This window comes from Mycolicibacterium neoaurum ATCC 25795 (assembly GCF_000691525.1).
Taxonomy (GTDB): Bacteria; Actinomycetota; Actinomycetes; order Mycobacteriales; family Mycobacteriaceae; genus Mycobacterium; species Mycobacterium neoaurum.
In genome coordinates, this window is the sequence record NZ_JMDW01000019.1 from 1 (window position 1) to 26,516 (window position 26,516).

29 protein-coding genes are annotated in these 26,516 nt (G+C 67.7%); 21 read left to right on the plus strand and 8 right to left on the minus strand.

Annotation, left to right across the window (positions count from 1 at the left end):
• Positions 1 to 131: 131 nt before the first annotated feature.
• Genes IC40_RS0123055 through IC40_RS0123070 form a run of 4 tightly spaced genes read right to left on the minus strand, consistent with a single transcriptional unit; the run spans position 132 to position 4,031 of the window.
• Complete coding sequence (locus IC40_RS0123055) at positions 132 to 872, minus strand: SIMPL domain-containing protein (RefSeq protein ID WP_030137029.1); 741 nt, start codon at positions 870 to 872, stop codon at positions 132 to 134.
• Between the two features lie 17 nt (positions 873 to 889).
• Complete coding sequence (locus IC40_RS0123060) at positions 890 to 1,906, minus strand: zinc-binding dehydrogenase (protein WP_030137030.1); 1,017 nt, start codon at positions 1,904 to 1,906, stop codon at positions 890 to 892.
• A complete protein-coding gene (locus IC40_RS0123065) occupies positions 1,906 to 3,099 on the minus strand; it encodes an LLM class flavin-dependent oxidoreductase (protein ID WP_030137031.1) in 1,194 nt (397 codons plus the stop codon). The genes IC40_RS0123060 and IC40_RS0123065 overlap by 1 nt, the downstream gene beginning before the upstream one ends.
• The gene (locus tag IC40_RS0123070; RefSeq protein ID WP_030137032.1) at positions 3,096 to 4,031 is read right to left on the minus strand and encodes an alpha/beta fold hydrolase; all 936 of its coding nucleotides are present in this window, start codon (positions 4,029 to 4,031) and stop codon (positions 3,096 to 3,098) included. The genes IC40_RS0123065 and IC40_RS0123070 overlap by 4 nt, the downstream gene beginning before the upstream one ends.
• 164 nt (positions 4,032 to 4,195) lie before the next feature.
• On the opposite strand from IC40_RS0123070, the gene ftsH reads away from it, so the two are divergent.
• The 17 genes from ftsH (at position 4,196) to IC40_RS0123155 (ending at position 20,293) form a co-directional block, all read left to right on the plus strand.
• A complete protein-coding gene (ftsH, locus tag IC40_RS0123075; protein ID WP_030137033.1) occupies positions 4,196 to 6,544 on the plus strand; it encodes an ATP-dependent zinc metalloprotease FtsH in 2,349 nt (782 codons plus the stop codon).
• A 17-nt stretch (positions 6,545 to 6,561) separates the two neighbouring features.
• Positions 6,562 to 7,179 carry a GTP cyclohydrolase I FolE gene (folE, locus tag IC40_RS0123080; RefSeq protein WP_030137034.1) on the plus strand — a complete coding sequence of 206 codons (618 nt, stop codon included), beginning with the start codon at positions 6,562 to 6,564 and terminating at the stop codon, positions 7,177 to 7,179.
• Between the two features lie 20 nt (positions 7,180 to 7,199).
• Positions 7,200 to 8,015, plus strand: coding sequence for a dihydropteroate synthase (gene folP, locus IC40_RS0123085; RefSeq protein ID WP_042510089.1), 816 nt, complete (start codon positions 7,200 to 7,202; stop codon positions 8,013 to 8,015).
• Positions 8,008 to 8,379 (plus strand): dihydroneopterin aldolase, encoded by a 372-nt coding sequence (gene folB, locus IC40_RS0123090; RefSeq protein ID WP_030137036.1) that lies wholly within the window; start codon positions 8,008 to 8,010, stop codon positions 8,377 to 8,379. The genes folP and folB overlap by 8 nt, the downstream gene beginning before the upstream one ends.
• A complete protein-coding gene (gene folK / locus IC40_RS0123095; protein WP_030137037.1) occupies positions 8,376 to 8,879 on the plus strand; it encodes a 2-amino-4-hydroxy-6-hydroxymethyldihydropteridine diphosphokinase in 504 nt (167 codons plus the stop codon). The genes folB and folK overlap by 4 nt, the downstream gene beginning before the upstream one ends.
• Positions 8,879 to 9,364 (plus strand): DUF3180 domain-containing protein, encoded by a 486-nt coding sequence (locus IC40_RS0123100; RefSeq protein ID WP_030137038.1) that lies wholly within the window; start codon positions 8,879 to 8,881, stop codon positions 9,362 to 9,364. The genes folK and IC40_RS0123100 overlap by 1 nt, the downstream gene beginning before the upstream one ends.
• 59 nt (positions 9,365 to 9,423) lie before the next feature.
• Complete coding sequence (locus IC40_RS0123105) at positions 9,424 to 10,620, plus strand: DUF6779 domain-containing protein (RefSeq protein ID WP_030137039.1); 1,197 nt, start codon at positions 9,424 to 9,426, stop codon at positions 10,618 to 10,620.
• Between the two features lie 84 nt (positions 10,621 to 10,704).
• The gene (locus IC40_RS0123110) at positions 10,705 to 11,634 is read left to right on the plus strand and encodes a Rossmann-like and DUF2520 domain-containing protein (protein WP_030137040.1); all 930 of its coding nucleotides are present in this window, start codon (positions 10,705 to 10,707) and stop codon (positions 11,632 to 11,634) included.
• Positions 11,631 to 12,566 (plus strand): pantoate--beta-alanine ligase, encoded by a 936-nt coding sequence (gene panC / locus IC40_RS0123115; RefSeq protein ID WP_030137041.1) that lies wholly within the window; start codon positions 11,631 to 11,633, stop codon positions 12,564 to 12,566. The genes IC40_RS0123110 and panC overlap by 4 nt, the downstream gene beginning before the upstream one ends.
• Entirely contained in the window at positions 12,566 to 12,973 is a 408-nt protein-coding gene (panD, locus tag IC40_RS0123120; protein WP_030137042.1) for an aspartate 1-decarboxylase, read from the plus strand. The genes panC and panD overlap by 1 nt, the downstream gene beginning before the upstream one ends.
• Positions 12,974 to 12,975: 2 nt before the next feature.
• Positions 12,976 to 13,779 (plus strand): type III pantothenate kinase, encoded by an 804-nt coding sequence (locus tag IC40_RS0123125; RefSeq protein WP_030137043.1) that lies wholly within the window; start codon positions 12,976 to 12,978, stop codon positions 13,777 to 13,779.
• Positions 13,780 to 13,794: 15 nt separating this feature from the next.
• On the plus strand, positions 13,795 to 15,294 hold the full coding sequence (lysS, locus tag IC40_RS0123130) for a lysine--tRNA ligase (protein WP_030137044.1): 1,500 nt from the start codon (positions 13,795 to 13,797) through the stop codon (positions 15,292 to 15,294).
• 107 nt (positions 15,295 to 15,401) lie between these two features.
• The gene (gene lsr2 / locus IC40_RS0123135; protein ID WP_019512609.1) at positions 15,402 to 15,743 is read left to right on the plus strand and encodes a histone-like nucleoid-structuring protein Lsr2; all 342 of its coding nucleotides are present in this window, start codon (positions 15,402 to 15,404) and stop codon (positions 15,741 to 15,743) included.
• A gap of 231 nt (positions 15,744 to 15,974) precedes the next feature.
• Complete coding sequence (gene clpC1 / locus IC40_RS0123140; RefSeq protein WP_030137045.1) at positions 15,975 to 18,500, plus strand: ATP-dependent protease ATP-binding subunit ClpC; 2,526 nt, start codon at positions 15,975 to 15,977, stop codon at positions 18,498 to 18,500.
• A gap of 207 nt (positions 18,501 to 18,707) precedes the next feature.
• On the plus strand, positions 18,708 to 18,923 hold the full coding sequence (locus IC40_RS0123145; RefSeq protein ID WP_030137046.1) for a CbtB domain-containing protein: 216 nt from the start codon (positions 18,708 to 18,710) through the stop codon (positions 18,921 to 18,923).
• 24 nt (positions 18,924 to 18,947) lie between these two features.
• Entirely contained in the window at positions 18,948 to 19,745 is a 798-nt protein-coding gene (locus IC40_RS0123150; RefSeq protein WP_030137047.1) for a CbtA family protein, read from the plus strand.
• A complete protein-coding gene (locus IC40_RS0123155) occupies positions 19,742 to 20,293 on the plus strand; it encodes a histidine phosphatase family protein (RefSeq protein WP_030137048.1) in 552 nt (183 codons plus the stop codon). The genes IC40_RS0123150 and IC40_RS0123155 overlap by 4 nt, the downstream gene beginning before the upstream one ends.
• A 5-nt stretch (positions 20,294 to 20,298) precedes the next feature.
• Here the strand turns inward: IC40_RS0123155 and IC40_RS0123160 are convergent, their stop codons facing one another.
• Positions 20,299 to 21,645, minus strand: coding sequence for a serine hydrolase (locus tag IC40_RS0123160; RefSeq protein ID WP_234411713.1), 1,347 nt, complete (start codon positions 21,643 to 21,645; stop codon positions 20,299 to 20,301).
• Complete coding sequence (gene mhuD, locus IC40_RS0123165; protein WP_030137050.1) at positions 21,626 to 21,937, minus strand: mycobilin-forming heme oxygenase MhuD; 312 nt, start codon at positions 21,935 to 21,937, stop codon at positions 21,626 to 21,628. The genes IC40_RS0123160 and mhuD overlap by 20 nt, the downstream gene beginning before the upstream one ends.
• A gap of 41 nt (positions 21,938 to 21,978) precedes the next feature.
• On the opposite strand from mhuD, the gene IC40_RS0123170 reads away from it, so the two are divergent.
• On the plus strand, positions 21,979 to 22,740 hold the full coding sequence (locus tag IC40_RS0123170; RefSeq protein ID WP_030137051.1) for an alpha/beta fold hydrolase: 762 nt from the start codon (positions 21,979 to 21,981) through the stop codon (positions 22,738 to 22,740).
• On the opposite strand, the gene IC40_RS0123175 is transcribed toward IC40_RS0123170, so the two are convergent.
• The gene (locus tag IC40_RS0123175) at positions 22,723 to 22,977 is read right to left on the minus strand and encodes a hypothetical protein (RefSeq protein ID WP_030137052.1); all 255 of its coding nucleotides are present in this window, start codon (positions 22,975 to 22,977) and stop codon (positions 22,723 to 22,725) included. The genes IC40_RS0123170 and IC40_RS0123175 overlap by 18 nt on opposite strands.
• A 71-nt stretch (positions 22,978 to 23,048) precedes the next feature.
• Between IC40_RS0123175 and IC40_RS0123180 the strand changes: the two genes are divergently transcribed.
• On the plus strand, positions 23,049 to 24,020 hold the full coding sequence (locus IC40_RS0123180; RefSeq protein ID WP_030137053.1) for a GlxA family transcriptional regulator: 972 nt from the start codon (positions 23,049 to 23,051) through the stop codon (positions 24,018 to 24,020).
• Between the two features lie 45 nt (positions 24,021 to 24,065).
• On the opposite strand, the gene IC40_RS0123185 is transcribed toward IC40_RS0123180, so the two are convergent.
• Positions 24,066 to 24,974 carry an iron-sulfur binding domain-containing protein gene (locus tag IC40_RS0123185; protein WP_030137054.1) on the minus strand — a complete coding sequence of 303 codons (909 nt, stop codon included), beginning with the start codon at positions 24,972 to 24,974 and terminating at the stop codon, positions 24,066 to 24,068.
• A 10-nt stretch (positions 24,975 to 24,984) separates the two neighbouring features.
• Here IC40_RS0123185 and IC40_RS0123190 point away from each other — a divergent pair, with 10 nt between their 5' ends.
• Positions 24,985 to 25,605: a carbonic anhydrase gene (locus IC40_RS0123190; RefSeq protein WP_030137055.1), complete on the plus strand. Its 621-nt coding sequence runs from the start codon at positions 24,985 to 24,987 to the stop codon at positions 25,603 to 25,605.
• A 112-nt stretch (positions 25,606 to 25,717) separates the two neighbouring features.
• Positions 25,718 to 26,515: a hypothetical protein gene (locus IC40_RS0123195; protein ID WP_030137056.1), complete on the plus strand. Its 798-nt coding sequence runs from the start codon at positions 25,718 to 25,720 to the stop codon at positions 26,513 to 26,515.
• Position 26,516 lies beyond the last annotated feature (1 nt).

Genomic DNA, 26,516 nt, shown 5'->3' on the forward strand with positions numbered 1-26,516 from the left:
CCCACGCCCGCCGCACCATGACCGACCTACCGGCAGCTGCCTAATACGAAAACCGCAGCGCACCTTGATAACTGAACAGAGAACTAGGCGCCGCCAGGGGTTGAGTTGGCCTCGCCGTCAGACGGCTGGGGTCAGCTCAGTTCCCACACCGCGGTCACGGTGAATCCGACGGTCTGCTGTCCCGGTGACAGCGGGACAGCCTCGGCCATCGCACCGCGCGGCATTGGCATCGGTGGCGGGGGAGTTGACCCGGAGGCCTCCGAGATCGACACCACGTCGCCCAGGTTCAGGCCCGACAATTCGGCGTATTGCTGGGCGCGGGCCTTGGCGTCCTCGAAGGCGCGGGCTCGCGCGTCGCGCACCAACTGGGAGTCGTCGGCAATCGAGTAGCTCACGGAGTTGATCCGTGTCGCATCGCCGCCGGTGTCGACTATCAGCGCCAAAATATCGGAGGCCCGGCCCGCGTCGCGGATCTTCACGTCCACCCCGTTGCTCGCGCGGTAGGAGTCGATACGGCTTCCGTCATTGTTGTACTGCGGCTGCAGCGACACCTGGCTGGTGCTGATATCGCGTTCCTCGATGCCGGCCCCGGTCAACGCGTCGATCACGGCTCGCTGGCGCTGACTGGTCTGGTTCAAGGCGCCGGAGACGTCGGGCGCGATAGCCTCCATCGCCGCCGACACGGTCAACGTGTCCGGGGTGCCCTGCACCTCGCCGGAGCCCACGACGGTGACCTGTCGACCCGTCGCTGCGGCGGGCTGACCCGTCGCGACCGGACCGGAGTTCGAATCGCAGGCGGTCATCCCGATGGCGAGGGCGCCGGCGAGGGCTGCAAGGCTGACACGGACCGGCAATCGTTGCGCGAAGGTCATGTTCGCACCCTAACCGTTCACGGCGTGACGAGGATCTTGCAATGCCGCTCGGGATCGGACAGATCGGCGAAAGCCTCCGCCACACCGTCCAGTCCGACCTCGCCGGTGATCATCGGGGCCACGTCGATCTCCCCCTCGGCGATGGCCCGTAGCGACTCGGCGAACTCTGCCGGGTCATAGCCGAACACGAAATGCAGGCTGAGCTGTTTGGCGCTGGCAAAGAACGGGTGCACCGTATCGGGTTGCATGCACACCCCGGCGATCACCACGCGGGCGCCGGCCGGCGCCCTGCGCATGACATCGTCGAGGATCCCCGGGGCGCCCACCGCTTCGAACACCACTGCCGGTGCGCTGCGGTGAAACGGTGAACCCTGGCTCGGATCGACCGTCACGTGCGCACCCATCCGCGCGGCCAACTCGCGTCGGGTGGGTGAGAAGTCACACGCCACAATGGTTTCCACGCCGCGGTAGCGCAGCGCGGCGATGATCGCGATCCCGATCGGACCGCACCCGATCACCAGCGCGGTCTCCCCGCGCTGGACCTGCGAGGTGTTCACCGCGTGCAGACCGACGGCCATCGGTTCGGTCAGTGCGGCGTGCCGCGGGTCCAGACCGTTGGGAACCGGCAGCAGCAGCGGTGCCGACAGGAGCATCCGTTCGGCGTAACCGCCGACGGTGGAGTTGCTGTAGACGATCATTTCCAGACCGGACGGTGACACCAGTACCGGCACCGATGTGACGATCGTGCCGGCGGCGGGTGCGTCGGTCCCAGGGCCCGCGTCCAGCACCTCGGCGCTGAACTCGTGGCCCATGTAGACATCGGCGGCCAGATCGATGCCTGCCAACGTGTCGGGCATGCCCTCCATCTGCGCGCCGGCCGCCAACATCTCGTCGCCATGGGAGGCGAAATGCAGGTCTGACCCGCAGATCCGGCAGGCCTTGACCGCCACCAGCACCTGACCAGGGCCGGGGATGGGTTCGGGGACGTCGTCGCGGACGACCATCGCGCCATCGCGGAGAACGGCAGCACGCATCAGCTCGTCGCCCTGGCGGCGGAGTCGTCGGTGGCCTCGGTGATCGCGTTGACGATCGCCTGTCCCGCGCGGCCGAGCAACTGATTTCGCATACCCTTCGCCCATTCGTGGGAGGCGTGCGGAGCGGTCAGCTGACCCTTGAAATGCGGGATGACCTCCCTGGCGAACAGCTCGTAGGAGTGGTAGGTCGCCGCCGGCGAGGCCCAGTCGTGTCCCAGCATCAGGAAGGTACCGAATCCGCCCGAGCGATCCAGCAGGTCCTGGATGTAGGTGATGGCCTCCTCGGTGGTGCCGATGCAGCAATTACCCTTGGCCGCATAGTCTTCGACGAATGCGCGGGCATCATCGGCGTCGCCGTCGGTCGCATTGGACAGCGGGACGAAACCCGCCGCACCGAAATAGTTCGCGAAGTCCTGCAGCCCGTAGGTGCAGTCCTCGATGGCCTGTTCCTTGGTGTCGGCGACGTGCACGATGCCCAGCACCCGCCAATCCTTGCGGTCGGGGGCGTCGCGGCCGGACCGCTGGGCCTGGTCGGTGACGATATCCCAGGTGGTCTCGACCGCAGCCGCGCCGCCGGGTACCGACATCGACAGCGACAACAGAGAGGTTCCCAGCTGGCCGGCCAGTCGCGGACCGGACGGGGAAACCATTGCCGCGGTGGATATTTCGGGATATGGCCAGGTGTACGGCCGAACTTGGAGCGCGGCATCGCGCAGCGTGAACCAATCTGTCTGGCGATCGACGCGCTCATCGGGCGCCGCGCGGAAGAGCGCCAGGATCGCCTCGAGGGACTCCTGCATCATCCGGCGCTGGTCGACCGGATCGATGCCCATCATGTAGGCGTCCGAGGGCAGCGCGCCGGGGCCGGTCCCGAACATCACCCGGCCACGGGTCAGATGGTCCAGCAGCACCCAGCGGTCGGCCACCATCAACGGATGGTGATAGGGCAGTGACACCACGCCGGTGCCGAGCCGGATGTGGCGGGTGCGCTCGGCGGCGGCCGCGATGAACACCTCGGGACAGGAGATCAGTTCGTAACCGCCGGAATGGTGTTCACCGAACCAGGCCTCGTCATACCCCAACCGGTCCAGCTCCTCGACCCGGTCCATGTCGTACTGCAGAGCCAGGGTGGGGGACTGGCCGGGCGGATGGAACGGGGTGATGAACACCCCGAAGTTCAGCGGCGCGCTCACGCGAGCCCCCCGAGGAACTCCAGCAGCACCGCGTTGACCTCGGTCGGGCGCTCCTGCTGCAACCAGTGGCCGGCGCCCTCGAGCAGAACCTCGTAGTACTCGCCGGTGGCCACCTCCCGGACATGGTCGCGCGGGGTGAAGCTCAACACCGGGTCGGCGCTGCCGGCCAGGAACAGCACGGGTGCGGTGATGGTGGTGGTGACCACCCGTCCGGCAGCCGGGTCGGTGAGCTCCCAGTTGCGGTCGAAGTTGCGGTACCAGTTCAGCGGGCCGGTGAAGCCGGTCGCCTCGAAAGCCCGGGCGTACTCCTCGAACTCCTCGGCACTCATCCACTCGGGCAGCGGGGGGAGCGGATTGTCGGCCATCTCGTCGACCGGGCCGGTGAAGCCCTCCAGGGCGACCATGCGCTGCAGCGAGGCCCGCGGATCGGCGCCCAGTGCGGCATCGGCGACGCCGGGCTCTTGGAAGTACAGGATGTAGAAGAAGTTGTCGCCGAAGATGCCGCGCCAGATCTGGGTGGGCGGGGCTGATGCCCGCGGGATCGGCGGCACGCTCAGCGCGGCGACCGCGCGGACCCGCTCGGGATGGAACAGCGGGAAGTTGGTCACCACAGGGGAACCCCAGTCGTGGCCGATCAGTACCGCGCGCTCGGCGCCCACATCGTCGAGTAATCCGGCGATATCGTTGGTCAGCTCGATGATGTCGTAGTCCTCGATCGCCTCCGGCCGCGACGAGCCACCGTATCCACGCTGGTCCGGTGCCAAAACGTGGTAGCCGGCGGCGGCCAGCTCAGGGATCTGATGGCGCCAGGAATGCGCGAGCTCGGGGAAGCCGTGAGCCAGCACCACCACCGGGTTGCCGCGCTCACCTGCCTCCGTCACGCGAAGCGTCACGCCGTTGGTATCGACTAACCGTTCGGTTGGTGTGAGCATCGTCTCAGCCAAGCACACGTTCCCGGCCCTGACGAGCACCCCGGCCGGGAACTTCCGATCGTTGTTCAAGCGGTAGCCTTTAGTTTCCCAACTGCGTATATCGGAAGGACCGGGTCGGCCGGCGCACCCGCGCGGCCGCGAATATCGATGAACCGAACTGACGTATGAACCGTAAGAATGTCGTTCGCACGCTCACGGCGATCGCCGTGGTGCTGCTGCTTGGTTGGTCCTTCTTCTACTTCAGTGACGACACCCGCGGCTACAAGCCGGTGGACACCTCGGTGGCGATGGCCCAGATCGAGGCGGGCAACGTCAACAGCGCCCAGATCGACGATCGCGAGCAGCAGCTGCGCCTCGATCTGAAGTCCGGCAACGGTGACACCGAGAACAGCGACAAGATCCTCACCAAGTACCCCACCGGCGTGGGTGTGCAGCTCTTCGACAAGCTCAGTGCCAAGAACGCCAAGATCAACACAGTCGTCAACCAGGGCAGTGTGCTGGGCACCCTGCTCATCTACATGCTCCCGCTGCTGCTGCTGGTCGGGCTGTTCGTCATGTTCTCCCGGATGCAGTCCGGCGGCCGGATGGGCTTCGGCTTCGGCAAGTCCAAGGCCAAGCAGCTCTCCAAGGACATGCCCAAGACCACCTTCGCCGATGTGGCCGGCGCCGACGAGGCCGTCGAGGAGCTCTACGAGATCAAGGACTTCCTGCAGAACCCGAGCCGGTACCAGGCACTCGGCGCGAAGATCCCGCGCGGTGTGCTGCTGTTCGGTCCGCCCGGCACCGGCAAGACCCTGCTGGCGCGCGCCGTCGCCGGTGAGGCCGGGGTGCCCTTCTTCACCATCTCGGGTTCGGACTTCGTCGAGATGTTCGTCGGTGTCGGCGCCTCTCGTGTGCGTGACCTGTTCGAGCAGGCCAAGCAGAACAGCCCCTGCATCATCTTCGTCGATGAGATCGACGCCGTCGGTCGTCAGCGCGGCGCCGGGCTCGGCGGTGGCCATGACGAACGCGAGCAGACGCTGAACCAGCTGCTCGTCGAGATGGACGGATTCGGCGATCGCCAGGGCGTCATCCTGATCGCCGCCACCAACCGCCCCGACATCCTGGATCCCGCGCTGCTGCGTCCCGGCCGCTTCGACCGCCAGATCCCGGTTTCTAACCCGGACCTGGCCGGCCGCCGCGCCGTGCTCAAGGTGCATTCGGCGGGCAAGCCGATCGCACCCGACGCGGACCTGGACGGGCTGGCCAAGCGGACCGTCGGCATGTCCGGCGCCGATCTGGCCAACGTCATCAACGAGGCGGCGCTGCTCACCGCCCGCGAGAACGGGACCGTCATCACCGGGGCCGCGCTCGAAGAGGCCGTCGACCGTGTCGTCGGCGGACCGCGCCGCAAGAGCCGCATCATCAGTGAGCACGAAAAGAAGATCACCGCCTACCACGAGGGCGGGCACACGCTGGCCGCCTGGGCGATGCCCGATATCGAGCCGATCTACAAGGTCACCATCCTGGCCCGCGGCCGCACCGGCGGGCACGCTGTCGCGGTACCCGAGGACGACAAGGGCCTGATGACCCGCTCGGAGATGGTCGCGCGGCTGGTGTTCGCGATGGGCGGCCGAGCCGCCGAGGAGCTCGTGTTCCGCGAGCCCACCACCGGTGCGGTCTCCGATATCGAGCAGGCCACCAAGATCGCCCGCGCCATGGTCACCGAGTACGGCATGAGCGCCAAGCTCGGCGCGGTCCGCTACGGCACCGAACACGGCGATCCGTTCCTGGGACGCTCGATGGGTACCCAAGCGGATTACAGCCATGAGGTCGCGCAGATCATCGACGACGAGGTGCGCAAGCTGATCGAGGCCGCGCACACCGAGGCGTGGGAGATCCTCACCGAGTACCGCGACGTGCTCGACATCCTGGCCGGCGAGTTGCTGGAGAAGGAGACCCTGCACCGCAAGGAGCTCAAAGCAATCTTCGACGGGGTCAAGAAGCGTCCCCGGATCACCATCTTCAATGACTTCGGTGGCCGGATACCGTCGGACAAGCCGCCCATCAAGACCCCGGGTGAGATCGCGATCGAACGTGGTGAGCCGTGGCCGCCGCCGGTGAAGGAGCCCGCCTACAAGGCCGCGATCCTTGAGGCCAGCCGGGCGGCGGAAGCCAACAGGCCCGCCGACGGCGGCAACAATGGTGCCAACGGATCCGGTGCCAACGGATCGGGCGCCAACGGGTCCAACGGCTCCCACGGTGGGCATGCCGCCCCCAACGGTCACGCCCAACCCGACTACGGCGCCCCCGCAGGCTGGCACGCACCGGGCTGGCCGCCGCGCGAGGGCACCCCGCCCCCGCACTACGGTCCGCCGCCGCAGCAGTACGGCCCCCCGCCACAGCAGCAGTACGGTCCGCCGCAGCCGGGGCAACCCGATCCGCAGCACGGGCAGTACGGTGGCCCTCGATACGGTTCGCCGCCGGGCCAGTACGGCCCCCCGCCGGAGAATCCGCCACCTCCACGAGGCTGACCAGAAACGGAGCGTCGATGACGACGTCGGGCAAGAATGGCGAGAGCACGAGCGGATTCGTCCAAGCGGAGTTCGATCAGCCGCGTGCGGAAGCGGCGGTGCGGGAACTCCTGCTCGCCGTCGGCGAGGACCCCGACCGGCACGGTCTGATCGACACCCCCGCACGGGTGGCCAGGGCGTACAAGGAGATCTTCGCGGGGCTCTACACCGATCCCGACGCGGTGCTCAACACCACCTTCGACGAACAGCACGACGAGTTGGTGCTGGTCAAGCAGATCCCGATGTACTCGACCTGTGAACACCACCTGGTGTCCTTCCACGGGGTCGCCCATGTCGGTTACATCCCCGGCCGGGACGGTCGCGTCACCGGGCTGTCCAAGATCGCCCGACTGGTCGACCTGTACGCCAAGCGACCACAGGTGCAGGAACGACTGACCGCACAGGTCGCCGACGCGCTGATGCGCAAGCTCGATCCGCGCGGGGTCATCGTGGTGATGGAGGCCGAGCACCTCTGCATGGCGATGCGGGGTATCCGCAAACCGGGTGCCGTGACGACGACATCAGCGGTGCGTGGTCAGTTCAAGACCGACAAGGCGTCCCGGGCCGAGGCACTGGACCTGATCCTGCGCCGGTGAGCTCCACGCGCACGCGGGTGATGGGTGTCCTCAACGTCACCGATGATTCGTTCTCCGACGGCGGCCTGTTCGTCGATCGGGACCGCGCTCTCGAGCACGCCCACGCCATGGTCGCCGCGGGCGCCAGCATCGTCGATGTCGGCGGTGAGTCCACCCGGCCGGGGGCGGTCCGGGTCGACCCCGCCGTGGAAACCGCCCGTGTCGTGCCGGTCGTGCGTGAACTGGCGGCCGCCGGCGTCACCGTCAGCATCGACACCATGCACGAGGCGGTGGCGCGCGCCGCGCTCGAACACGGCGCCGAGATCGTCAACGACGTCTCCGGAGGAAGAGCCGATCCCAACATGGCCGCCCTGCTGGCCGAGGCCGGGGTGCCCTGGATGCTGATGCACTGGCGGTCGGTGCGGGCCGATGACCCGCACGACGTGCCCGCCTACACCGACGTCGTCGCCGAGGTGCGTGCGGAACTGCTGCGCAGCGTGGATGCCGCCGTGGCGGCGGGGGTGGACCCGGCAAACCTCATCATCGATCCGGGCCTCGGATTCGCCAAGACCGCACAACACAATTGGCAACTGCTGCATGCCCTGCCGGAGTTCGTCGGCACCGGGATACCGGTCCTGGTGGGCGCCTCGCGCAAGCGTTTTCTCGGCGCGCTGCTGGCCGCACCGGACGGGACGGCCCGACCACCGGCCGGACGCGAGACCGCCACCGCAGTGGTGTCGGTACTGGCCGCCCAGCACGGCGCTTGGGGTGTGCGGGTTCACGATGTGCAGGCCTCGGTCGACGCGCTCAAGGTTCTCGCGGCCTGGTCGGGCGCACAGGAGGAGGAGCATGGCTGACCGCATCGAACTGCGGGGTTTGACGGTTCGCGGCCACCACGGCGTGTTCGACCACGAGCGCCGCGACGGCCAGGACTTCATCGTCGACATCACCGTCTGGGTGGACCTGGCCGCGGCCGCGGCCAGTGACGACCTGGCCGACACCGTCGACTACGGCGGGTTGGCCCAGCGGGCCGCCGACATCGTCGGTGGGCCGCCGCGCAACCTGATCGAGACGGTGTCGGCCGAGATCGCCGAGGACGTCATGACCGACGAACGGATCCATGCGGTCGAGGTCGTCGTGCACAAACCGTCGGCGCCTATTCCGCTGGCCTTCGACGATGTCGCCGTGGTGGCGCGGCGGTCCCGGCGCGGTGCCCGGTGAGGACGGTGCTGTCGATCGGCTCCAACCTTGGTGACCGGCTGGCCCATCTGCAATCGGTCGTCGACGACCTGGGGGCGCGCGTCGCCGCGGTCTCGCCGGTTTACGAGACCGATGCCTGGGGCGGGGTCGAACAGGACGCCTTCCTCAACGCCGTGCTGATCGCCGACGACCCCGCACTCGACGGTTACGGCTGGTTGCGGCGTGGGCAGACCCTGGAGGCCGCGGCTCGCCGCGTCCGCGAGGTGCACTGGGGTCCACGCACCCTCGATGTCGACGTCATCTGTTGCCGCGATGACAACGGCGTCGAATTACTGTGCAGCGAACGCGATCTGACGCTGCCGCATCCGCACGCCCACGAACGGGCCTTCGTCTTGATCCCGTGGCTGGCGGCCGATCCGGATGCCGAACTGTCGGGACGGCCGGTCGCCGACCTGCTGGCCGAGCTGGCCGCCGAGGAGCGCGACGGTGTGCGCCGCACCGATCTGAGCCTGGCGCGCTGATGGGACCGACCCGCGTCCGCGATCTGGCAGCGGCCACCGCCGCGACGGCGGTTATCGGCTATCTGCTCGTCATCAGCCTGTACCGGTGGTTCCCGCCGATCACGGCGTGGAGTGGGATCTCGCTGCTGGCCGTTGCCGTCGCGATCGCGGTCTGGGGGCAGTTCGTGCGCCGTCGGATCGCCGACGGCAAGGTCGGCGTGGGGGCGGCACGGTTGCATCCGCTCGCGGTGGCCCGATCGGTGCTCGTCGCGAAGGCATCCGCTTGGGTTGGGGCGCTGGTGTTGGGCTGGTGGACCGGCGTTCTCGGATACCTGCTGCCGCGCCGGGACACCGTCCGGGTCGCCGGCGAGGACACCGGCGGTGCTGTGGTTGCCGCGGTGTGCGCGCTCGTGTTGGTCGCAGCGGGCTTGTGGTTGCAGCACTGCTGCAAATCCCCGGACGACCAGAACGACACCTCCGATCCGCTTCCAGGTGCGGCCGACTAGGGCGAATCGCCGCACCGGTCGACACGCGATGCGACCTGGGACCGGTACAGTCGGAGCCCATGACCGACCCCTCCCGCGGCATGCGCGCTCGGCGCGTCAACCGCAGGCCGGGGTGGGTGCTGCTGACCGTCCTGCTGGTCCTGGCCATCGTCTCGAGCACCGTGCTGGTCTTCACCAATCGTGTCGAGTTGCTCAAACTGGCTGTGGTGCTGGCCCTGTGGGCCGCGGTGGCCGCGGCCTTCGCCTCATTCATCTATCGAAGGCAGAGCGATCTCGATCAGGCCAAGGTGCGCGACCTGAAGTACGTGTACGACCTGCAACTCGACCGCGAGATCTCGGCCCGTCGGGAATACGAACTGGCCGTCGAGACGCAGTTGCGCCGCGAGCTGTCCGCGGAGCTGCGCGCCCAGTCCTCCGATGAGGTCGCCGCGTTGCGTGCCGAACTCGCGGCATTGCGGGCCAACCTTGAGATCCTCTTCGACGCCGATCTCGATGAGCGACCGGCCCTGGAGACCGAGCGTCCGGCGGGTCGGGTCATCGCCAGCCGGATCGATGCCCCCATGCGCAGTGAGGCCGAACCGCGCACCGAGGAGAGTCCGATCATCGACGTGCCGGCCGAACCGCAGCCGCCCGAGTTCGGATGGGCGCCGCCGGCCGAGCCGGCCGGGGGTGCGCATCGGCGGGCATCGGAGAACCCGCAGGGCGAGCAGTCCGCGCCGCCGTGGCAGCGGCGCACCACGACTCCGACCCCCGCTCCGCCCGTGGTGCCCCCGCGTGTGGAACCTGTCGAACCCGCCGAACCGCTGGTGGCACAGTGGAACCCGGCCCCGGCCGATGGCCAGTGGATCCCGGCAGGTGCTCCTGGCAGCAACTGGAGCCCGCCCGTCCCGCCACCGCCGACCTCGCCGCCGACCCCGGCCCCCACGCCAACCCCCACTCCCGATGCCGTGGCCGACCGGGAGGCGCGCCGCGGCCGCCATGCAAACCCCGGTATCGCCCCCGATAGTGCCGAGACGCCACGCCGCTCCCGGCACGCGGTGCCACCCGAAGCCGATCAGGCCCCACCGGTCGCACCGCCCGTCGACCCGATGCCCCCGGCCCCCGCGCCGCGGCATCGCGGACCCGAGGATGCGCCGGCAGCACCCGAGCCCGAGCCCGGCGGCCAGCACAGCGGTGGCCAACCGGTGTCCGAATTGCTGTCCCGGTTGCAGGCCAACCCCACCGGAGGCGGCCGACGCAGGCGCCGCGAGGAGTGAGCTAGGCTCACCGCAGCCCGTGCGGTACCTGCGACGGCAGGACCGCAACGTTTCAGTACCAGCGAATCTGCGAGGTCGTCTGTCATGGTCGACGGACTGCGTCCGGCCCGGCTCAGCGTCGGCATCATCTCGGCAGGCCGGGTCGGCACCGCGCTCGGGGTCGCGCTCGAACGTGCCGAGCATGTCGTCGTCGCCTGTAGCGCCATCTCGGTGCCGTCGCGCGAACGCGCGGCCCGCCGCCTGCCCGACACCGCCATCGTGCCGGTGCACGAGGTCGCCGCTCGCGCCGAACTGCTGCTGCTGGCCGTGCCCGATGCCGAGCTGGCGGCGCTGATCGGCGGTCTGGCCAGCACCGGCTCGGTACGACCGGGCACCATCGTGGTGCACACCTCCGGTGCCAACGGAATCGGCATCCTGGCGCCGCTGACCGAACTGGGATGCCTGCCGCTGGCCATCCATCCGGCCATGACGTTCACCGGTTCCGACGAGGACATCGACCGGTTGTCCGATGCCTGTTTCGGGGTGACCGCGGCCGATGAGATCGGCTACGCCATCGGGCAGTCGCTCGTCCTCGAGATCGGTGGCGAACCGTTCCGGGTCCGTGAGGACGCGCGCACCCTCTATCACGCCGCGCTGGCCCACGCCGGAAACCACCTGATCACCGTGGTGCTCGACGCGATCGAGGCGTTGCGTGACGCGTTGCGCGGACAGGAGCTGCTCGGCCAGGAGCTCATCGGCGACGCCCCGGGCGGGCTGGCCGAACGGATCGTCGCCCCGTTGGCGCGCGCCTCGCTGGAGAACGCGCTGCAGCGCGGGCAGACCGCCCTGACCGGTCCGGTAGCCCGCGGGGACGCGGCCGCGGTGGCACGTCATCTCGGTGCGCTCACCGAGACCGATCCGGCGTTGGCCCAGGCCTATCGGGCCAATTCGCTGCGGACGGCCCAGCGTGCCCACGCGCCTGCGGACGTGTTCGACGTACTGCTCGACAACGGCGCTGCGAAGGAGACATCGTGACTTACGGCCGACCGCCGGCGTTCAAGGCCGGGGAACTCAACATCTATCGACGGCCCGGCGAGATCGCCGAGGTGACCAGGGCGCTGCGCAGCACCGGCAGGCGCGTCATGCTGGTGCCGACGATGGGTGCATTGCACGACGGCCACCTCACCCTGATCCGCCGCGCGCAGCAGGTGCCGGGATCGGTGGTGGTGGTGTCGATCTTCGTCAACCCGACCCAGTTCGGGGCCGGTGAGGATCTCGACGCCTATCCGCGCACCCTCGACGAGGACCTGGCCGCGCTGCGCAACGAGGGCGTGCAGATCGCGTTCACCCCCACCGCGGCCGAGATGTACCCGGCGGGACCGCGTACCTCGGTGCACGCCGGTGAGCTGGGTTCACAGCTGGAGGGCGCGGTCCGACCGACGCATTTCGCGGGCATGCTGACCGTCGTCATGAAGCTGCTCCAGATCGTGCGACCCGACCAGGCCTTCTTCGGCGAGAAGGATTATCAGCAGCTGGTGCTGGTGCGGCAGATGGCCGACGACCTGAACCTGGACACCCGGATCGTCGCCGTACCCACCGTGCGGGAATCCGACGGGTTGGCGATGTCCTCACGCAACCGCTACCTCGACGAACTCGAACGCGAACAGGCACTGGCCATTCCGTCGGCATTGCTGGCCGGGGCCTACGCCGCCGGCGAGGGCGCCGATGCCGCACTGGATGCCGCGCGAGCGGTCCTGGAGGAGGTCCCCGCCATCAGCGTCGACTATCTGGAGATCCGCGACACCTGGTTGGGTCCCGCGCCGCAGACCGGGCGGGCGCGCATGCTGTTGGCCGTCCGACTCGGCCGCACCCGGCTGCTGGACAACATCGCGATCGATCTCGGGGTGCCGTCCGGTCCCGGTCCGGACGTTCCCTTCGACGAGCACGAATTGCCCTGGAGGAACTGATGTTACGCACAATGCTCAAGTCCAAGATCCACCGTGCCACGGTGACCCAGGCCGACCTGCACTATGTGGGTTCGGTCACCATCGACGCCGATCTGATGGAAGCCGCCGACATCCTCGAAGGTGAGCAGGTGACCATCGTCGACATCGACAACGGCAATCGTTTGGTCACCTACGCCATCACCGGGCAGCGCGGCACCGGTGTGATCGGGATCAACGGTGCGGCAGCACATCTGATCCAACCGGGTGATCTGGTCATCCTGATCGCCTATGCCACCGTCGAGGATGCGAAGGCGCGCACATATCAGCCCCGGATCGTCTTCGTCGACGCCGATAACAAACAGATCGATCTCGGTTCCGATCCCGCCTACGTGCCGGCCGACGCCGCCGGCCTGATGTCACCCCGCTAGCCATGCTGCTCGCCATCGACGTCCGCAACACCCACACGGTGGTCGGACTGATCGCCGGTCCGGGGACGCACGGAAAAGTGGTGCAGCACTGGCGCATTCGGACCGAGTCCGAGGTCACCGCCGATGAGTTGGCGCTGACCATCGACGGTCTGATCGGCGACGACTCCGAACGCCTGACCGGGGCCACCGCCCTGTCGACGGTGCCCTCGGTGCTGCACGAGATCCGGTTGATGCTCGACCAGTACTGGCCGTCGATTCCGCAGGTGCTCATCGAACCCGGTGTGCGCACCGGCATCCCGCTGCTGGTCGACAATCCCAAGGAGGTCGGCGCCGACCGGATCGTCAACTGCCTGGCGGCCTACAGCAAGTACAACTCGCCGGCCATCGTCGTCGACTTCGGCTCGTCGATCTGTGTCGACGTGGTCTCGGCCAAGGGGGAGTTCCTCGGCGGGGCCATCGCCCCCGGCGTGCAGGTGTCCTCCGATGCCGCCGCCGCGCGGTCGGCGGCATTGCGCCGGGTCGAGCTCACCCGACCGCGCTCGGTGATCGGCAAGAACACCGTGGAATGCATGCAGTCCGGGGCGGTGTTCGGATTCGCGGCGTTGGTGGACGGTCTCGTCGACCGCATCCGCGCCGATGTCTCCGGTTTCGGCGGAACCGATGTGGCCGTGGTGGCCACCGGAAACTCGGCGCCGCTGGTGCTGCCGGACCTGCGCACCGTCGGTCACTACGACCAGCACCTCACCTTGGAGGGGTTGCGGCTGGTGTTCGAGCGCAACCGCGACAACCAGCGTGGTCGACGCTGATTAAGCTGGCATGTCGTGAGTTCTGATGAAGACGACATCCCCGAGCAGTACCGGATCCGTCAGGCCAAGCGTGAGCGGCTGCTCGCCGAGGGCCGTGACCCCTACCCGGTGCAGGTGGCGCGTACCCACAGCCTGAGCGAGCTGCGGGCCGCGTACCCGGAGCTGGCCGCCGACACCCAGACCGGGGATCTGGTCGGGGTGGCCGCCCGGGTCGTCTTCGCCCGCAATTCGGGCAAGCTGTGCTTCGCCACGCTGCAAGACGGTGACGGCACCCAACTACAGCTCATGATCAGCCTGGCGGAGGTGGGCCAGGAATCGCTGGACGCCTGGAAGGCCGACGTCGACCTCGGTGACATCGTCTTCGCCCACGGCCAGGTCATCAGCTCGCGGCGCGGCGAGTTGTCCGTACTCACCGATTCCTGGCAGATCGTCTCCAAGGCGCTGCGACCGCTGCCGGTCGCGCACAAGGAGATGAGTGAGGAATCCCGGGTCCGGCAGCGTTATGTCGACCTGATCGTGCGTCCCGAGGCGCGCAGCATCGCCAGACAGCGCATTGCGGTGGTGCGCGCGGTCCGTTCGGCACTGGAACGCCGCGGCTTCCTCGAGGTCGAGACGCCGATGTTGCAGACGCTGCCCGGCGGTGCCGCGGCACGGCCGTTCGTCACGCATTCGAATGCCCTCGACACCGACCTCTACCTGCGGATCGCCCCGGAGCTGTTCCTGAAAAGGTGCCTTGTCGGCGGTTTCGAGAAGGTCTTCGAGCTGAATCGGAACTTTCGAAACGAAGGCGCCGATTCCACGCATTCCCCGGAATTCGCGATGTTGGAGACTTATCAGGCTTACGGGACATACGACGATTCCGCGATCGTCACTCGTGAACTAATTCAGGAAGTTGCCGACGAGGCGCTGGGAACTCGCCAGGTGCCACTCGCCGATGGCACTATCTATGATCTTGATGGCGAATGGCAGACGCTGGAAATGTACCCGTCACTGTCGGCCGCTTTGGGGGAAGAGATCACCCCGGACACCGAACTGCAACACCTGTTGTCAATTGCCGACCGCCTCGGGGTCGAGATACCGTCCGATCGCGGTTACGGGCACGGGAAATTGGTCGAGGAACTCTGGGAACACACCGTCGGTGAAACCCTGTGGGAACCGACCTTCGTGCGTGATTTCCCGGTCGAGACCAGCCCACTGACCCGCGCTCACCGCAGCATTCCCGGTGTCACCGAAAAATGGGATCTCTATGTGCGCAAGTTCGAACTGGCGACCGGATACTCCGAACTGATCGATCCCGTGGTCCAGCGCGAGCGCTTTGCCGCCCAGGCCAGGGCCGCGGCCGCCGGTGACGACGAGGCAATGCGCCTGGACGAGGATTTCCTGGCCGCGCTGGAGTACGCGATGCCGCCGACCACCGGCACCGGAATGGGTATTGACCGGCTGTTGATGGCATTGACGGGCCTGACGATTAGGGAGACAGTTTTGTTCCCGATTGTGCGCAGGCACTCAATCTGAGCGTATTAACGGTGCGGTTGTTGAATGACTTCGACACATATGTAAGCATTGCCGCAGGGATTCGGGACAAATCTATGTGTGGCCACAGAAGGGTCAGTGTGAGCTGAATGGCGAAGAAAGTTACCGTCACGCTGGTTGACGATTTCGACGGCGAAGCTGCCGCAGACGAAACCGTCGAATTCGCGTTGGATGGTGTGAGTTACGAGATCGACCTTTCTTCCAAGAACGCCGCAAAACTTCGCGGTGACCTCAAGCAGTGGGTCGAGGCGGGCCGGCGGGTCGGCGGTCGACGCCGCGGTCGCTCGGCGGGTACCGGACGTGGCCGGGCGGCCATCGACCGTGAGCAGAGTGCGGCGATCCGCGACTGGGCTCGCCGCAACGGACACAACGTCTCGACTCGCGGCCGCATCCCGGCGGAGGTCATCGACGCATTCCACGCGGCGACCTGATCTCGACGCAAAGTTCTGATTGCGCCACGGTCAGCCGGGTAATCCGCTTCGCTGACGGCGAACTCTGCGCACCCCTTTTCGGGAAACGTTCTGGCTTCGCCGCGCGTTATGTCTTCAACCGCGGCACCGAGAAAAGCACCCGTGTCGCGTGCCCACTACAGTGGACGCAAGGAGCGGCGAGTAGTTCAGCGCACGTTGCCGACCCACGTGAGGAAGAGCAGGTAACCACGGATGTTCGAAAGATTCACCGACCGTGCCCGTCGGGTCGTCGTCCTGGCCCAAGAAGAGGCCAGGATGCTCAACCACAATTACATCGGCACCGAGCACATCCTGCTGGGTCTCATCCACGAAGGTGAAGGCGTAGCGGCCAAGTCCCTGGAGTCGCTGGGTATCTCCCTTGAGGGGGTGCGCAGCCAGGTCGAGGAGATCATCGGCCAGGGTCAGCAGGCTCCCTCGGGTCACATCCCCTTCACTCCGCGCGCCAAGAAGGTGCTGGAACTATCGCTGCGTGAAGCGCTGCAGCTCGGCCACAACTACATCGGTACCGAGCACATTCTGCTCGGCCTGATCCGTGAGGGCGAGGGCGTGGCCGCCCAGGTGCTGGTCAAGCTCGGCGCCGAGCTGACGCGGGTGCGCCAGCAGGTGATCCAGCTGCTGAGCGGATACCAGGGCAAGGAGGCCGCCGAGGCCGGTACCGGAGGCCGTGGCGGCGAATCCGGCAACCCGTCGACCTCGCTGGTCCTCGACCAGTTCGGCCGCAATCTCACCGCGGCCGCCATGGAGGGCAAGCTCGATCCGGTCATCGGCCGTGAGAAGGAAATCGAGCGGGTCATGCAGGTGCTGAGCCGGCGCACCAAGAACAACCCGGTGCTGATCGGCGAGCCCGGCGTCGGCAAGACCGCCGTCGTGGAGGGCCTGGCCCAGGCCATCGTGCACGGCGAGGTCCCCGAGACGCTGAAGGACAAGCAGCTCTACACCCTGGACCTGGGTTCGCTGGTCGCCGGCAGCCGTTACCGCGGTGACTTCGAGGAGCGCCTGAAGAAGGTGCTCAAGGAGATCAACACCCGCGGCGACATCATCCTGTTCATCGACGAGCTGCACACGCTCGTCGGTGCCGGTGCCGCCGAGGGAGCCATCGACGCCGCCAGCATCCTGAAGCCGAAGCTGGCCCGTGGCGAGCTGCAGACCATCGGTGCGACCACCCTCGACGAGTACCGCAAGTACATCGAGAAGGACGCCGCCCTCGAGCGCCGGTTCCAGCCCGTGCAGGTCGGCGAGCCGACCGTCGAGCACACCATCGAGATCCTCAAGGGTCTGCGCGACCGGTACGAGGCGCACCACCGGGTGTCCATCACCGACGGTGCGTTGGTGGCCGCGGCCACGCTGGCCGACCGCTATATCAACGACCGGTTCCTCCCGGACAAGGCGATCGACCTGATCGACGAGGCCGGTGCCAGGATGCGCATCCGCCGGATGACCGCGCCGCCGGACCTGCGCGAGTTCGACGAGAAGATCGCCGACGCCCGCCGGGAGAAGGAGTCCGCGATCGACGCGCAGGACTTCGAGAAGGCCGCCAGCCTGCGCGACAAGGAGAAGCAGCTGGTCGCGCAGCGCGCCGAGCGTGAGAAGCAGTGGCGCTCCGGTGATCTCGACGTGGTCGCCGAGGTCGACGATGAGCAGATCGCCGAGGTGCTCGGCAACTGGACGGGTATCCCGGTGTTCAAGCTCACCGAGGCCGAGACCACCCGTCTGCTGCGCATGGAGGACGAGCTGCACAAGCGGATCATCGGCCAGGAGGATGCCGTCAAGGCCGTCTCCAAGGCGATCCGCCGCACCCGCGCGGGCCTGAAGGATCCCAAGCGCCCGTCCGGTTCGTTCATCTTCGCCGGCCCGTCCGGCGTCGGTAAGACCGAGCTGTCCAAGGCGCTGGCGAACTTCCTGTTCGGCGACGACGATGCGCTCATCCAGATCGACATGGGCGAGTTCCACGATCGCTTCACCGCGTCGCGGCTGTTCGGTGCCCCTCCGGGCTACGTCGGCTACGAAGAGGGCGGCCAGCTCACCGAGAAGGTGCGCCGCAAGCCGTTCAGCGTGGTCCTGTTCGACGAGATCGAGAAGGCACACCAGGAGATCTACAACACCCTGTTGCAGGTGCTGGAGGACGGCCGTCTCACCGATGGTCAGGGTCGCACGGTCGACTTCAAGAACACCGTGCTGATCTTCACGTCCAACCTGGGCACCTCGGACATCTCCAAGGCGGTGGGTCTCGGCTTCACCCAGGGCGGTGGTGAGAACAACTACGAGCGGATGAAGCTCAAGGTGCACGACGAGCTGAAGAAGCACTTCCGCCCCGAGTTCTTGAACCGTATCGACGACATCATCGTGTTCCACCAGCTGACGCAGAACGAGATCATCCAGATGGTCGATCTGATGATCGGCCGGGTCGGCAACCAGCTGCGTGCCAAGGACATGGAGATGGAGCTGACCGACCAGGCCAAGGCGCTGCTGGCCAAGCGTGGTTTCGATCCGGTGTTGGGTGCGCGGCCGTTGCGTCGCACCATCCAGCGCGAGATCGAGGACCAGCTGTCGGAGAAGATCCTGTTCGAAGAGGTCGGACCGGGTCAGATCGTCACCGTCGACGTCGAGGGCTGGGACGGCGAGGGTGCCGGCGAGAACGCGAAGTTCACGTTCTCGGGGCGGCCCAAGTCGGCCGGTTCCACCGAGGACGCCGATCTGGCGGCCACCGCGGTCGAGTAAGGACACCAGCACCGAGCCCCCGTCCGGAGTCATCCGGACGGGGGTTTCGTGTATCTGCACGCGACCGACCGGCGTAGTATCCGAACTGCTCTCGACGGATGACGGAATCTGGTGCAATCCCAGAACGGTCGCGCCACTGTGAAAGTCAGACCCGGTGTCCGTCTCAACGATATGAATCTGGGACGCGAACTCCCGAAAGGATCGGATATGACTTCTGCTGAAACCCCCAGGGCCGGTGCACGTGCGGTGGACCTGTCCGCCGCGAGCGCGGTGGTCTGGCTGTCGCTGACGGCGTTCTTCGCCCTGCTGGTGCTCTACTTCGTCGGCATGGATCAGGGCGCCACCTCGGTGTTCGGTGCCAACACCGTCATCCACGAGTTCGTGCATGACGCCCGTCATCTGCTCGGCTTCCCCTGCCACTAGACGCCGAAAGCAGAATCACAACCGATGGAAAAGGCAATCATCGGGCGCGGCCTCCTGGCCGGCGCCCTCGGCGGCGTACTCGCATTCGTCTGGTCATGGATCTTCATCGAGCCGGTCATCGACCGCGCGATCGAATTCGAGGACGGTGTCAGCGCCGCGCATCAGGCGATCGAGCACGGCGGTCACGCCCATGAGCACGGCGCCGAAGGCGGCATCGAGATCACCCGGACCGTCCAGTCGACGATCGGGCTGGGCTTCGGGCTGGTCGCATTCAGCGTGGCGATGGGCGCGCTGCTGGCCGTCCTGTTCTGTGTCGCGTACGGACGGATCGCCACGCTGTCGGCCAGGGCCACGGCCGTCCTGTTGGCCGGCGGAATGCTGATCGCACTCTGGATCGTGCCGTCGCTGAAGTATCCGCCGAACCCGCCGGCGGTCAGCCTGGACGAGACGATCCAGCAGCGCACCCTGCTGTACCTCCTGTTGACCGTGCTGTCGGCGGCGCTGCTGGTGGGCGCGGTGCTGGCCGGGCGGCGGCTGGCCGACAAGTTCGGCGCGTGGAATGCCGCTCTCCTCGGCGGTGCCGGTTACCTGGTCGCGATCGCCGTCGTCTTCCTGGTCATGCCGACCATCGCCGAGACACCCGGCCCGATCCGCGATGACGCCGGTGTGATCATCTTCGGGGCGTTCCCCGCCGATGACCTCTACCAGTTCCGGCTCTACTCGCTGGGCACCCAGCTGGTGATGTGGGCGACGATCGGTCTGGTGTTCGCCGCCCTGGTGTCGCGGCTACTGGAGAACAAGCGCGAGTTCGTCGCGGCGTGAGTGAGGTCGTCCGGCTGACCCTCGTCTCGCACGGTATGACCGAGGCGATGGCAGCCGGACGGTTCCCCGCCGACGAACCCCTCGATGCACTGGGTGGCCGCCAGGTCGCCGAGCTCGCAGCAACTCGAACCGGCGTCGACGCCGGCATGCTGTGCTGCGCCCCCGAGCTGCGGGCCGGCCAGACCGCGCAGGCATTGGGCGGCCCGGCGACCACCGAACCCGCCCTGGCCGACCTCGACTGCGGACGGTGGCGGGGAAAGTCACTGCAGGACGTGGACCCGGCCGGGCTGTCGATCTGGCTGACGGATCCGACGGTCGCTCCGCACGGCGGCGAATCGATCGCCACACTGTGCGACCGCGTGCGCAGCTGGCTCGACGGTGTGGCCGAGCGCGGTGGGCGGCACACCGCGGTCACCCATCCTGCCGTCATCCGGGCCGCCATCCTCACCGCGCTGGGCGCGGCACAGACATCCTTCTGGCGCATCGATATCGCCCCGGCGTCCCGTACGACCATGCACTTCCGTGGTGCCTGGACGCTGCGGCTGTGACATGGTCAGTTCAGAATCAACCCGAAAGACTGGGTTGCGATCGACAGCAGCCAGGTGGCCGCGGTCAGGCTGCGGTACTCCGGCCAGTTGAGCTGATAGCTGACCACCCAGCCCTGTCCACTGCGGTCCTCGGCATACCAGCTGAAGCTCAGATCACCAGGCAGGTTTCCGCCCTTGGCTCCGACATAACGCCAGCGCGCCTTGTCCAGTTCGATACCGGGGGTGGCGGAGAGGATGTCACGCACGGGTGCCGCGGCCCCGGAGGCTGCGGACTGAAGTGCGGCGTGCACCCGGCAGATGTCCATCGGCGTGCCGTACCACTCGATGCCGTACGGTGATGCCGGCACTCGGGTCAGCATCGGATCCGGTTCGTAGGGCAGAGTTCCGGTGCGGGCCAGCATGGCGGCGCGCTTCTGCGGTGACGCGGTCTTCCATTCCTCGCGGACATCCGGTTTACCCCAGCCGATCGAGAACAGTTGGTGCGCCGTGGGAAACGGTGTCATCGACGACGGGTCGTGATGTCCGGCCGCGACCAGCGCCCGTTCCACCGCGCCGGGGCCGAGGCGCGCCATCAACATATCGGTGGCCATGTTGTCGCTGGCCGAGATCATCTGCTGCGCAGCGGCTTTGACCGATACCCGGGACCCGGGGTCCAGCTCATTGAAGCCCGCGGAGCCGACGGCCTTGTCCTCCTTGGTGATGGTCAGCTGCTCGTCCCAGGAGATGGTGCCCGCGTTGACGGCCTCGGCCAGCGCCAGCAGGACGTAGAGCTTGAAGATCGAGGCCAGCGGCATGGGCGTGTCGACATCGGTTCCCGCCACCTTGACGCACCTGCCGTCGGACACCTTGGACACCTGGTAGGCGTAGACGGCCCCGGACTTTTGGATCTCGGTGTCGATATCGGACCACTGGGTGATCTTGGGTGGTTCCACGGTGACCTGGAACCGGTCGACCAGACCACCGTCGCCGGTGCGCATCTCGATCTTCTGCTCGACGTTGTAGGAGTTGCGCACATGCAGGGTTGCTTCGCCGGCGCCCAGGGCCATGGCGGTGACCGTGATAGGGCGGTCCGCCCACAATCGATCCATCGCACCGGCGACGAACTCGACCTGCTGCGGGGCGGCGAGTGTGGCCACCGGCACCACACCGATCGGCCAGTCCGAATTGACCATGTCGAGCAGTTGCTTGGCGCGCAGACCCTGCGGAGTATTGGTCTCGATGTGCATGCCGTAGGCGGCCTCGGCCACCGGCGGCCCGGTATGCGTGCAACCGGAACCGATCACGGCCACGGCGGTGGCCAGCGCGGTGAATGCGAGTACGCGCCTCGGCGCGCTACTTGGCTGTCCCCGCAACGTCCAACACAACCTCGAACTCCAGCAGTGACGCGCCGGTGGCGACTGGTTTGGTCTGCTGTCCGGCATGCGCCTCGACGGCCGGGCCGCTGGCCCAGGCCTGGAAGGCCTCTTCGGACTCCCACTGGGTCACCACGAAGTAGCGATCCTCGCCCTTGACCGGGCGCAGCAGCTGGAAGCCGAGGAAGCCGGGCTGATTGTCGACGGCGTGTGCGCGGTGGGCGAACCGCTTCTCCAATTCTGGGCCTGCGTCGGCCGGGACCTCGATGGCGTTGATCTTCACGACGGGCATGGCATGAGGTTACCCGTGCCGGGCACGGGCAGGATGTCGGCATGCGGACCGAACATCTGACTGCGCGCGGTGGGGCCGGGACCCCGCTGGTTCTGGTGCACGGCCTGATGGGCAGGGGCAGCACCTGGTCGCGTCAGCTGCCGTGGCTGACCGAACTGGGCGCGGTCTACACCTATGACGCCCCGTGGCACCGGGGCCGAGACGTCGACGATCCGTACCCGATAAGCACCGAGCGGTTCGTGCAGGATCTCGCCGACGCGGTGGCCGCGCTGGGCACCCCGGTAACGCTGGTCGGCCATTCGATGGGTGGGCTGCACTCGTGGTGTCTGGCCGCCGAACGCCCGGATCTGGTGGCCGCCGTGGTGGTCGAGGACATGGCCCCGGATTTCCGCGGCCGCACGACCGGGCCGTGGGAACCGTGGGTGCAGGCGCTGCCGGTGGAGTTCGAGACCTCCGAGCAGGTCTATCGGGAGTTCGGACCGGTGGCCGGGCGGTACTTCTTGGAGGCGTTCGACCGCACGGCGACGGGCTGGCGGTTGCACGGGCATGTCGAAAATTGGATCGAGATCGCCGGGCAGTGGGGCATGCGCGACTACTGGCAGCAGTGGGAGGCGGTGCGTGCACCGGTGCTGCTGCTGGAGGCCGGCGGCACCGTCGCGCCGCCCGGACAGATGCGACGCATGCACGAAACCGGTTATCGGACAACCTATCTGCAGGTTCCCGGGGCGGGCCATCTGATCCATGACGATGCGCCGGAGATCTATCGGGAAGCCGTCGCGGGGTTCTTAACGGCGCTCGCCTGAGGCGCTGGAGGTCGGCCAGGCAGGCGCGTGCTCCCACCTGCAACGGATCGCGTCGATGTCGTGCTGGGTGCGCAGGCTGTCGCGGTCCTCAGCATGGAAGCTGCCGGTCAGCGGGCCGGCGATGCGGAACTGGTCCGCGGTGAAGCGCAGGTGTCCTTCCCGGTGCGCGGCCCGGATCAGGGCGGCGCCGAGTAGGAAGGGAGCGAGGATTGCGAGGGTGATGAGTGCAGTGGTCATGGCAGTAATGCTCCGTAGATAAAGATCCGGCCAACAGTGGCAGGAACGACACGTTGGGATAAAATGCTGCCATGGCGATATCGAGCGTATCGGTGCTGGTGCTGGACGGTCTAGCGATTTTCGAGTTCGGCGTGATCTGCGAGGTCTTCGGCATCGACCGCTCTGCCGACGGCGTCCCGAACTTCGACTTCAAGGTGTGCGGTCCCCGTGCCGGCGAACCGGTTCGCACCTCGGTGGGCGCCACCCTGACTCCCGATCACGGGCTCGATGATCTGATCGGTGCCGATCTGGTCGCGATCCCGGCAATCTCGGGATCGGACTACCTGCCCGAGGCATTGACTGCGGTGCGACGGGCCGTCGAATCCGGGTCGACCGTCCTGACGGTGTGTTCGGGCGCGTTCCTGGCCGGTGCCGCGGGCTTGCTCGACGGCAGGCCGTGTACCACGCACTGGATGCATGCCGACGACCTGGCCGCCGCCAACCCCACCGCTCGGGTGGACCGAAACGTGTTGTTCGTCGACGACGGGAACCTGATCACCAGCGCGGGCACCGCCGCAGGTATCGACGCCTGCCTGCATCTGGTGCGCCGGGAGCTGGGTGCGGAGGTGACCAACAAGATCGCCCGCCGGATGGTCGTCCCCCCGCAGCGCGACGGCGGGCAACGCCAGTACATCGACCAGCCGATCCCGGTTCGCTACTCGGAAGGTTTTGCTCCGCAGCTGGATTGGATGTTGGCCAACCTCGACAAGCAACACACGGTGGCGGCGCTTGCGGCGCGGGCCAACATGTCGGCGCGCACCTTCGCCCGCCGGTTCGTCGAGGAGACCGGACGCACCCCGATGCAGTGGATCACCGACCAGCGGGTGCTCTACGCCCGGCGTCTGCTCGAGGAGACCGACCTCGACATCGATCGCGTCGCCGACCGATGCGGATTCGGTACCGCGACGCTGTTGCGCCACCACTTCCGCCGCATCATCGGGGTCACGCCATCGGACTATCGGCGCAGCTTCTCCTGCGACGACGCCTGCGAGGAGAGCGCCTGATCGTCCGGAAGGCCTAGTCGCCTTCGTGGTGGGATGCTCGGCTCCTCAGGGCGCTCGTCCCTCGCTCCCATCGTCGCCTTCGCCGGCCAGCGCGAACAGCCCCGCAGCGGTCTGCTCCACGAGACCGTCGGTCAGCAGCGAATCCAGCGCCCGGTCACGCTGGGCGGTATCGGTGAGCCACACGACGTCGAGCTGGGCGCGGGTCACCGGTGTGGTGCTGGCGCGCAGTACGTCGAGCAATTTGCCGCGTACCTGCCGATCGGTCCCGGCGTAGGCCTGCGCCCGCCGGGCCGGTGTCGTCGCCGCCGGGTGACCGGCCGAGCGCCATCGACACGCGCTCAGCGGGCAGATCCCACAGCGGGGGTTGCGTGCCGTGCACACGATCGCCCCGAGTTCCATCAGTGCGGCCGAGAAGCGCGGAGCGGCAGGATCTTCGGGGAGTAGGGCGGCCACTTCGGCGAGGTCGCCCGCGCGGGCTGGGGTCTCGGCGACGCCGTGTACCACCCTGGCCACCACCCGGCGCACGTTGGTGTCGACCACCGGAACCCGTTGCCGGTAGGCGAAGCAGGCGATGGCCCGCGCGGTGTAGGCGCCGACGCCGGGCAGGCCGAGCAGCGTCTCGACATCGGCGGGCACCACGTCACCGTGTTCGGCCGCGACGACCGCCGCGCACTCGTGTAACCGCTTGGCTCGGCGCGGATAGCCCAGCTTGCCCCACGCGCGCAGCACATCGGCGGCGGACGCGGCCGCGGTGGCCGATGGTGTCGGCCACCGCGCAATCCAGTCCAGCCAGATCGGTTCGACCCGGTTCACCGGCGTCTGCTGGAGCATGAATTCGCTGACCAGGATCTGCCAGGCGGTGACCCCCGGCCGACGCCATGGCAGGTCACGCTCGGCGGCGTCGAACCACGCCAGAAGCTCGCCGGGGTCGATGCCGTATTCGGTCTGGGGCATACTTCTGCTCATGCCGAACTCGAATCCGATCTCCGCGTGGAAGGCACTCAAGGAGGGTAACGAGCGCTTCGTCGCGGGTCGGCCCGAGCATCCCAGTCAAGGGATCGAGGATCGGGCGCGTCTGACCGAGGCTCAGACGCCCACCGCGGTGCTGTTCGGGTGCGGTGACAGTCGCGTCGCCGCCGAGCTGATCTTCGATCAGGGCCTCGGCGACATGTTCGTGGTGCGCACCGCGGGCCACGTCATCGACACCGCGGTACTGGGCTCGATCGAGTACGCCGTCGCGGTGCTCAACGTGCCGCTGATCGCGGTGCTCGGCCACGACAGCTGCGGTGCGGTGAAGGCCACCCTCAACGCCCTGGACGCCGGGGAGATCCCGGGTGGCTACATCCGTGACATCGTCGAACGCGTGATGCCCTCGATCCTGGCGGGCCGTCGGGACGGTCTGGGCCGGGTCGACGAGTTCGAGGCGCGCCACGTGGAGGAGACCGCCGCGCAGTTGCTGGCCCGCTCCACCGTGATCGCCGATCGGGTGCGCTCGGGCGACCTGGCCATCGTCGGTCTGACCTATCACCTCTCCGACGGCCGAGTGCAGCTGCGCAACCACCTCGGAGACATCGGCGAGGAGTGAGCGGGCCGCTCGGCGCGGGCCCGGTTGTCACGAAACGATCTTTGTAAGGTCACAGGAGACACGCCGATCCGCCTCGGCCAACCTGACCTGACCCCGGCTTACCGTTGAGGTCGTGCTAGACACCGAACCGCACCGCCCGCTGCCACCGGAGATCTACCGGCGCCGCAGAGCGCTGGCAATAGGGGTTGCGGTCGTCGTCATCGCGATCGTCGCCGGCATCATCGCGATCGTCGCGTCCAACAGCACCAGCACCGAGCCGACCGCCGCCGAGCAGTCGGCCGAGCAGGCTGCCCCCGCGGCGCCGACCCCGTTGCCGGGGGAGGAGCCGGGCGTCAAGACCCCGGTCGTCCCGCCGGCCCAGGCGGCACCGCCCCCGACGCCGACGCCGACCACCGCGGTCGTGCCGCCGCCGGTGCTGCAGGCCGGTGAGGACTGCCCGGACTCGACCCTTGCGGTCAAGGGCATCACCAGCGCGCCCAACTACGTCATGGGCGACCAGCCGAAGTTCACCATGGTGGTCACCAATATCGGTCTGGTCGCCTGCAAGCGCGATGTCGGTGCCGCCGTCCTGGCCGCCTACGTGTATTCATTGGACAACAAGCGGTTGTGGTCCAACCTGGACTGCGCGCCGTCCAACGAGACGTTGGTCAAGGAGTTCGCCCCCGGTGAGCAGGTCACCACCGAGGTCACCTGGACCGGAATGGGCTCGGCGCCGAACTGCCCGCTGCCGCGCGAACCGATCGGACCCGGGACCTACAACCTGGTGGTGCAGCTGGGCAATCTGCGCTCGGCGACGGTGCCGTTCATCCTCGCCGAGGCCGCGCCGCCGGGAGCTCCCGCTCCTCCTGCCGATGCTCCTCCTGCCGATGCGCCGCCGCACGACGGCACCGGCCAGCCCCCGGGCAACTGAG

Bases quoted from the DNA above. Each gene is read 5' to 3' on its own strand.
- IC40_RS0123055 (WP_030137029.1), bottom strand. From the start codon at position 872: ATGACCTTCGCGCAACGATTGCCGGTCCGTGTCAGCCTTGCAGCCCTC.
- IC40_RS0123060 (WP_030137030.1), bottom strand. From the start codon at position 1,906: ATGCGTGCTGCCGTTCTCCGCGATGGCGCGATGGTCGTCCGCGACGAC.
- IC40_RS0123070 (WP_030137032.1), bottom strand. From the start codon at position 4,031: ATGCTCACACCAACCGAACGGTTAGTCGATACCAACGGCGTGACGCTT.
- ftsH (WP_030137033.1), top strand. From the start codon at position 4,196: ATGAACCGTAAGAATGTCGTTCGCACGCTCACGGCGATCGCCGTGGTG.
- folE (WP_030137034.1), top strand. From the start codon at position 6,562: ATGACGACGTCGGGCAAGAATGGCGAGAGCACGAGCGGATTCGTCCAA.
- folP (WP_042510089.1), top strand. From the start codon at position 7,200: ATGGGTGTCCTCAACGTCACCGATGATTCGTTCTCCGACGGCGGCCTG.
- folB (WP_030137036.1), top strand. From the start codon at position 8,008: ATGGCTGACCGCATCGAACTGCGGGGTTTGACGGTTCGCGGCCACCAC.
- IC40_RS0123100 (WP_030137038.1), top strand. From the start codon at position 8,879: ATGGGACCGACCCGCGTCCGCGATCTGGCAGCGGCCACCGCCGCGACG.
- IC40_RS0123105 (WP_030137039.1), top strand. From the start codon at position 9,424: ATGACCGACCCCTCCCGCGGCATGCGCGCTCGGCGCGTCAACCGCAGG.
- IC40_RS0123110 (WP_030137040.1), top strand. From the start codon at position 10,705: ATGGTCGACGGACTGCGTCCGGCCCGGCTCAGCGTCGGCATCATCTCG.
- panD (WP_030137042.1), top strand. From the start codon at position 12,566: ATGTTACGCACAATGCTCAAGTCCAAGATCCACCGTGCCACGGTGACC.
- IC40_RS0123125 (WP_030137043.1), top strand. From the start codon at position 12,976: ATGCTGCTCGCCATCGACGTCCGCAACACCCACACGGTGGTCGGACTG.
- lsr2 (WP_019512609.1), top strand. From the start codon at position 15,402: ATGGCGAAGAAAGTTACCGTCACGCTGGTTGACGATTTCGACGGCGAA.
- clpC1 (WP_030137045.1), top strand. From the start codon at position 15,975: ATGTTCGAAAGATTCACCGACCGTGCCCGTCGGGTCGTCGTCCTGGCC.
- IC40_RS0123145 (WP_030137046.1), top strand. From the start codon at position 18,708: ATGACTTCTGCTGAAACCCCCAGGGCCGGTGCACGTGCGGTGGACCTG.
- IC40_RS0123150 (WP_030137047.1), top strand. From the start codon at position 18,948: ATGGAAAAGGCAATCATCGGGCGCGGCCTCCTGGCCGGCGCCCTCGGC.
- mhuD (WP_030137050.1), bottom strand. From the start codon at position 21,937: ATGCCCGTCGTGAAGATCAACGCCATCGAGGTCCCGGCCGACGCAGGC.
- IC40_RS0123170 (WP_030137051.1), top strand. From the start codon at position 21,979: ATGCGGACCGAACATCTGACTGCGCGCGGTGGGGCCGGGACCCCGCTG.
- IC40_RS0123175 (WP_030137052.1), bottom strand. From the start codon at position 22,977: ATGACCACTGCACTCATCACCCTCGCAATCCTCGCTCCCTTCCTACTC.
- IC40_RS0123180 (WP_030137053.1), top strand. From the start codon at position 23,049: ATGGCGATATCGAGCGTATCGGTGCTGGTGCTGGACGGTCTAGCGATT.
- IC40_RS0123185 (WP_030137054.1), bottom strand. From the start codon at position 24,974: ATGCCCCAGACCGAATACGGCATCGACCCCGGCGAGCTTCTGGCGTGG.
- IC40_RS0123190 (WP_030137055.1), top strand. From the start codon at position 24,985: ATGCCGAACTCGAATCCGATCTCCGCGTGGAAGGCACTCAAGGAGGGT.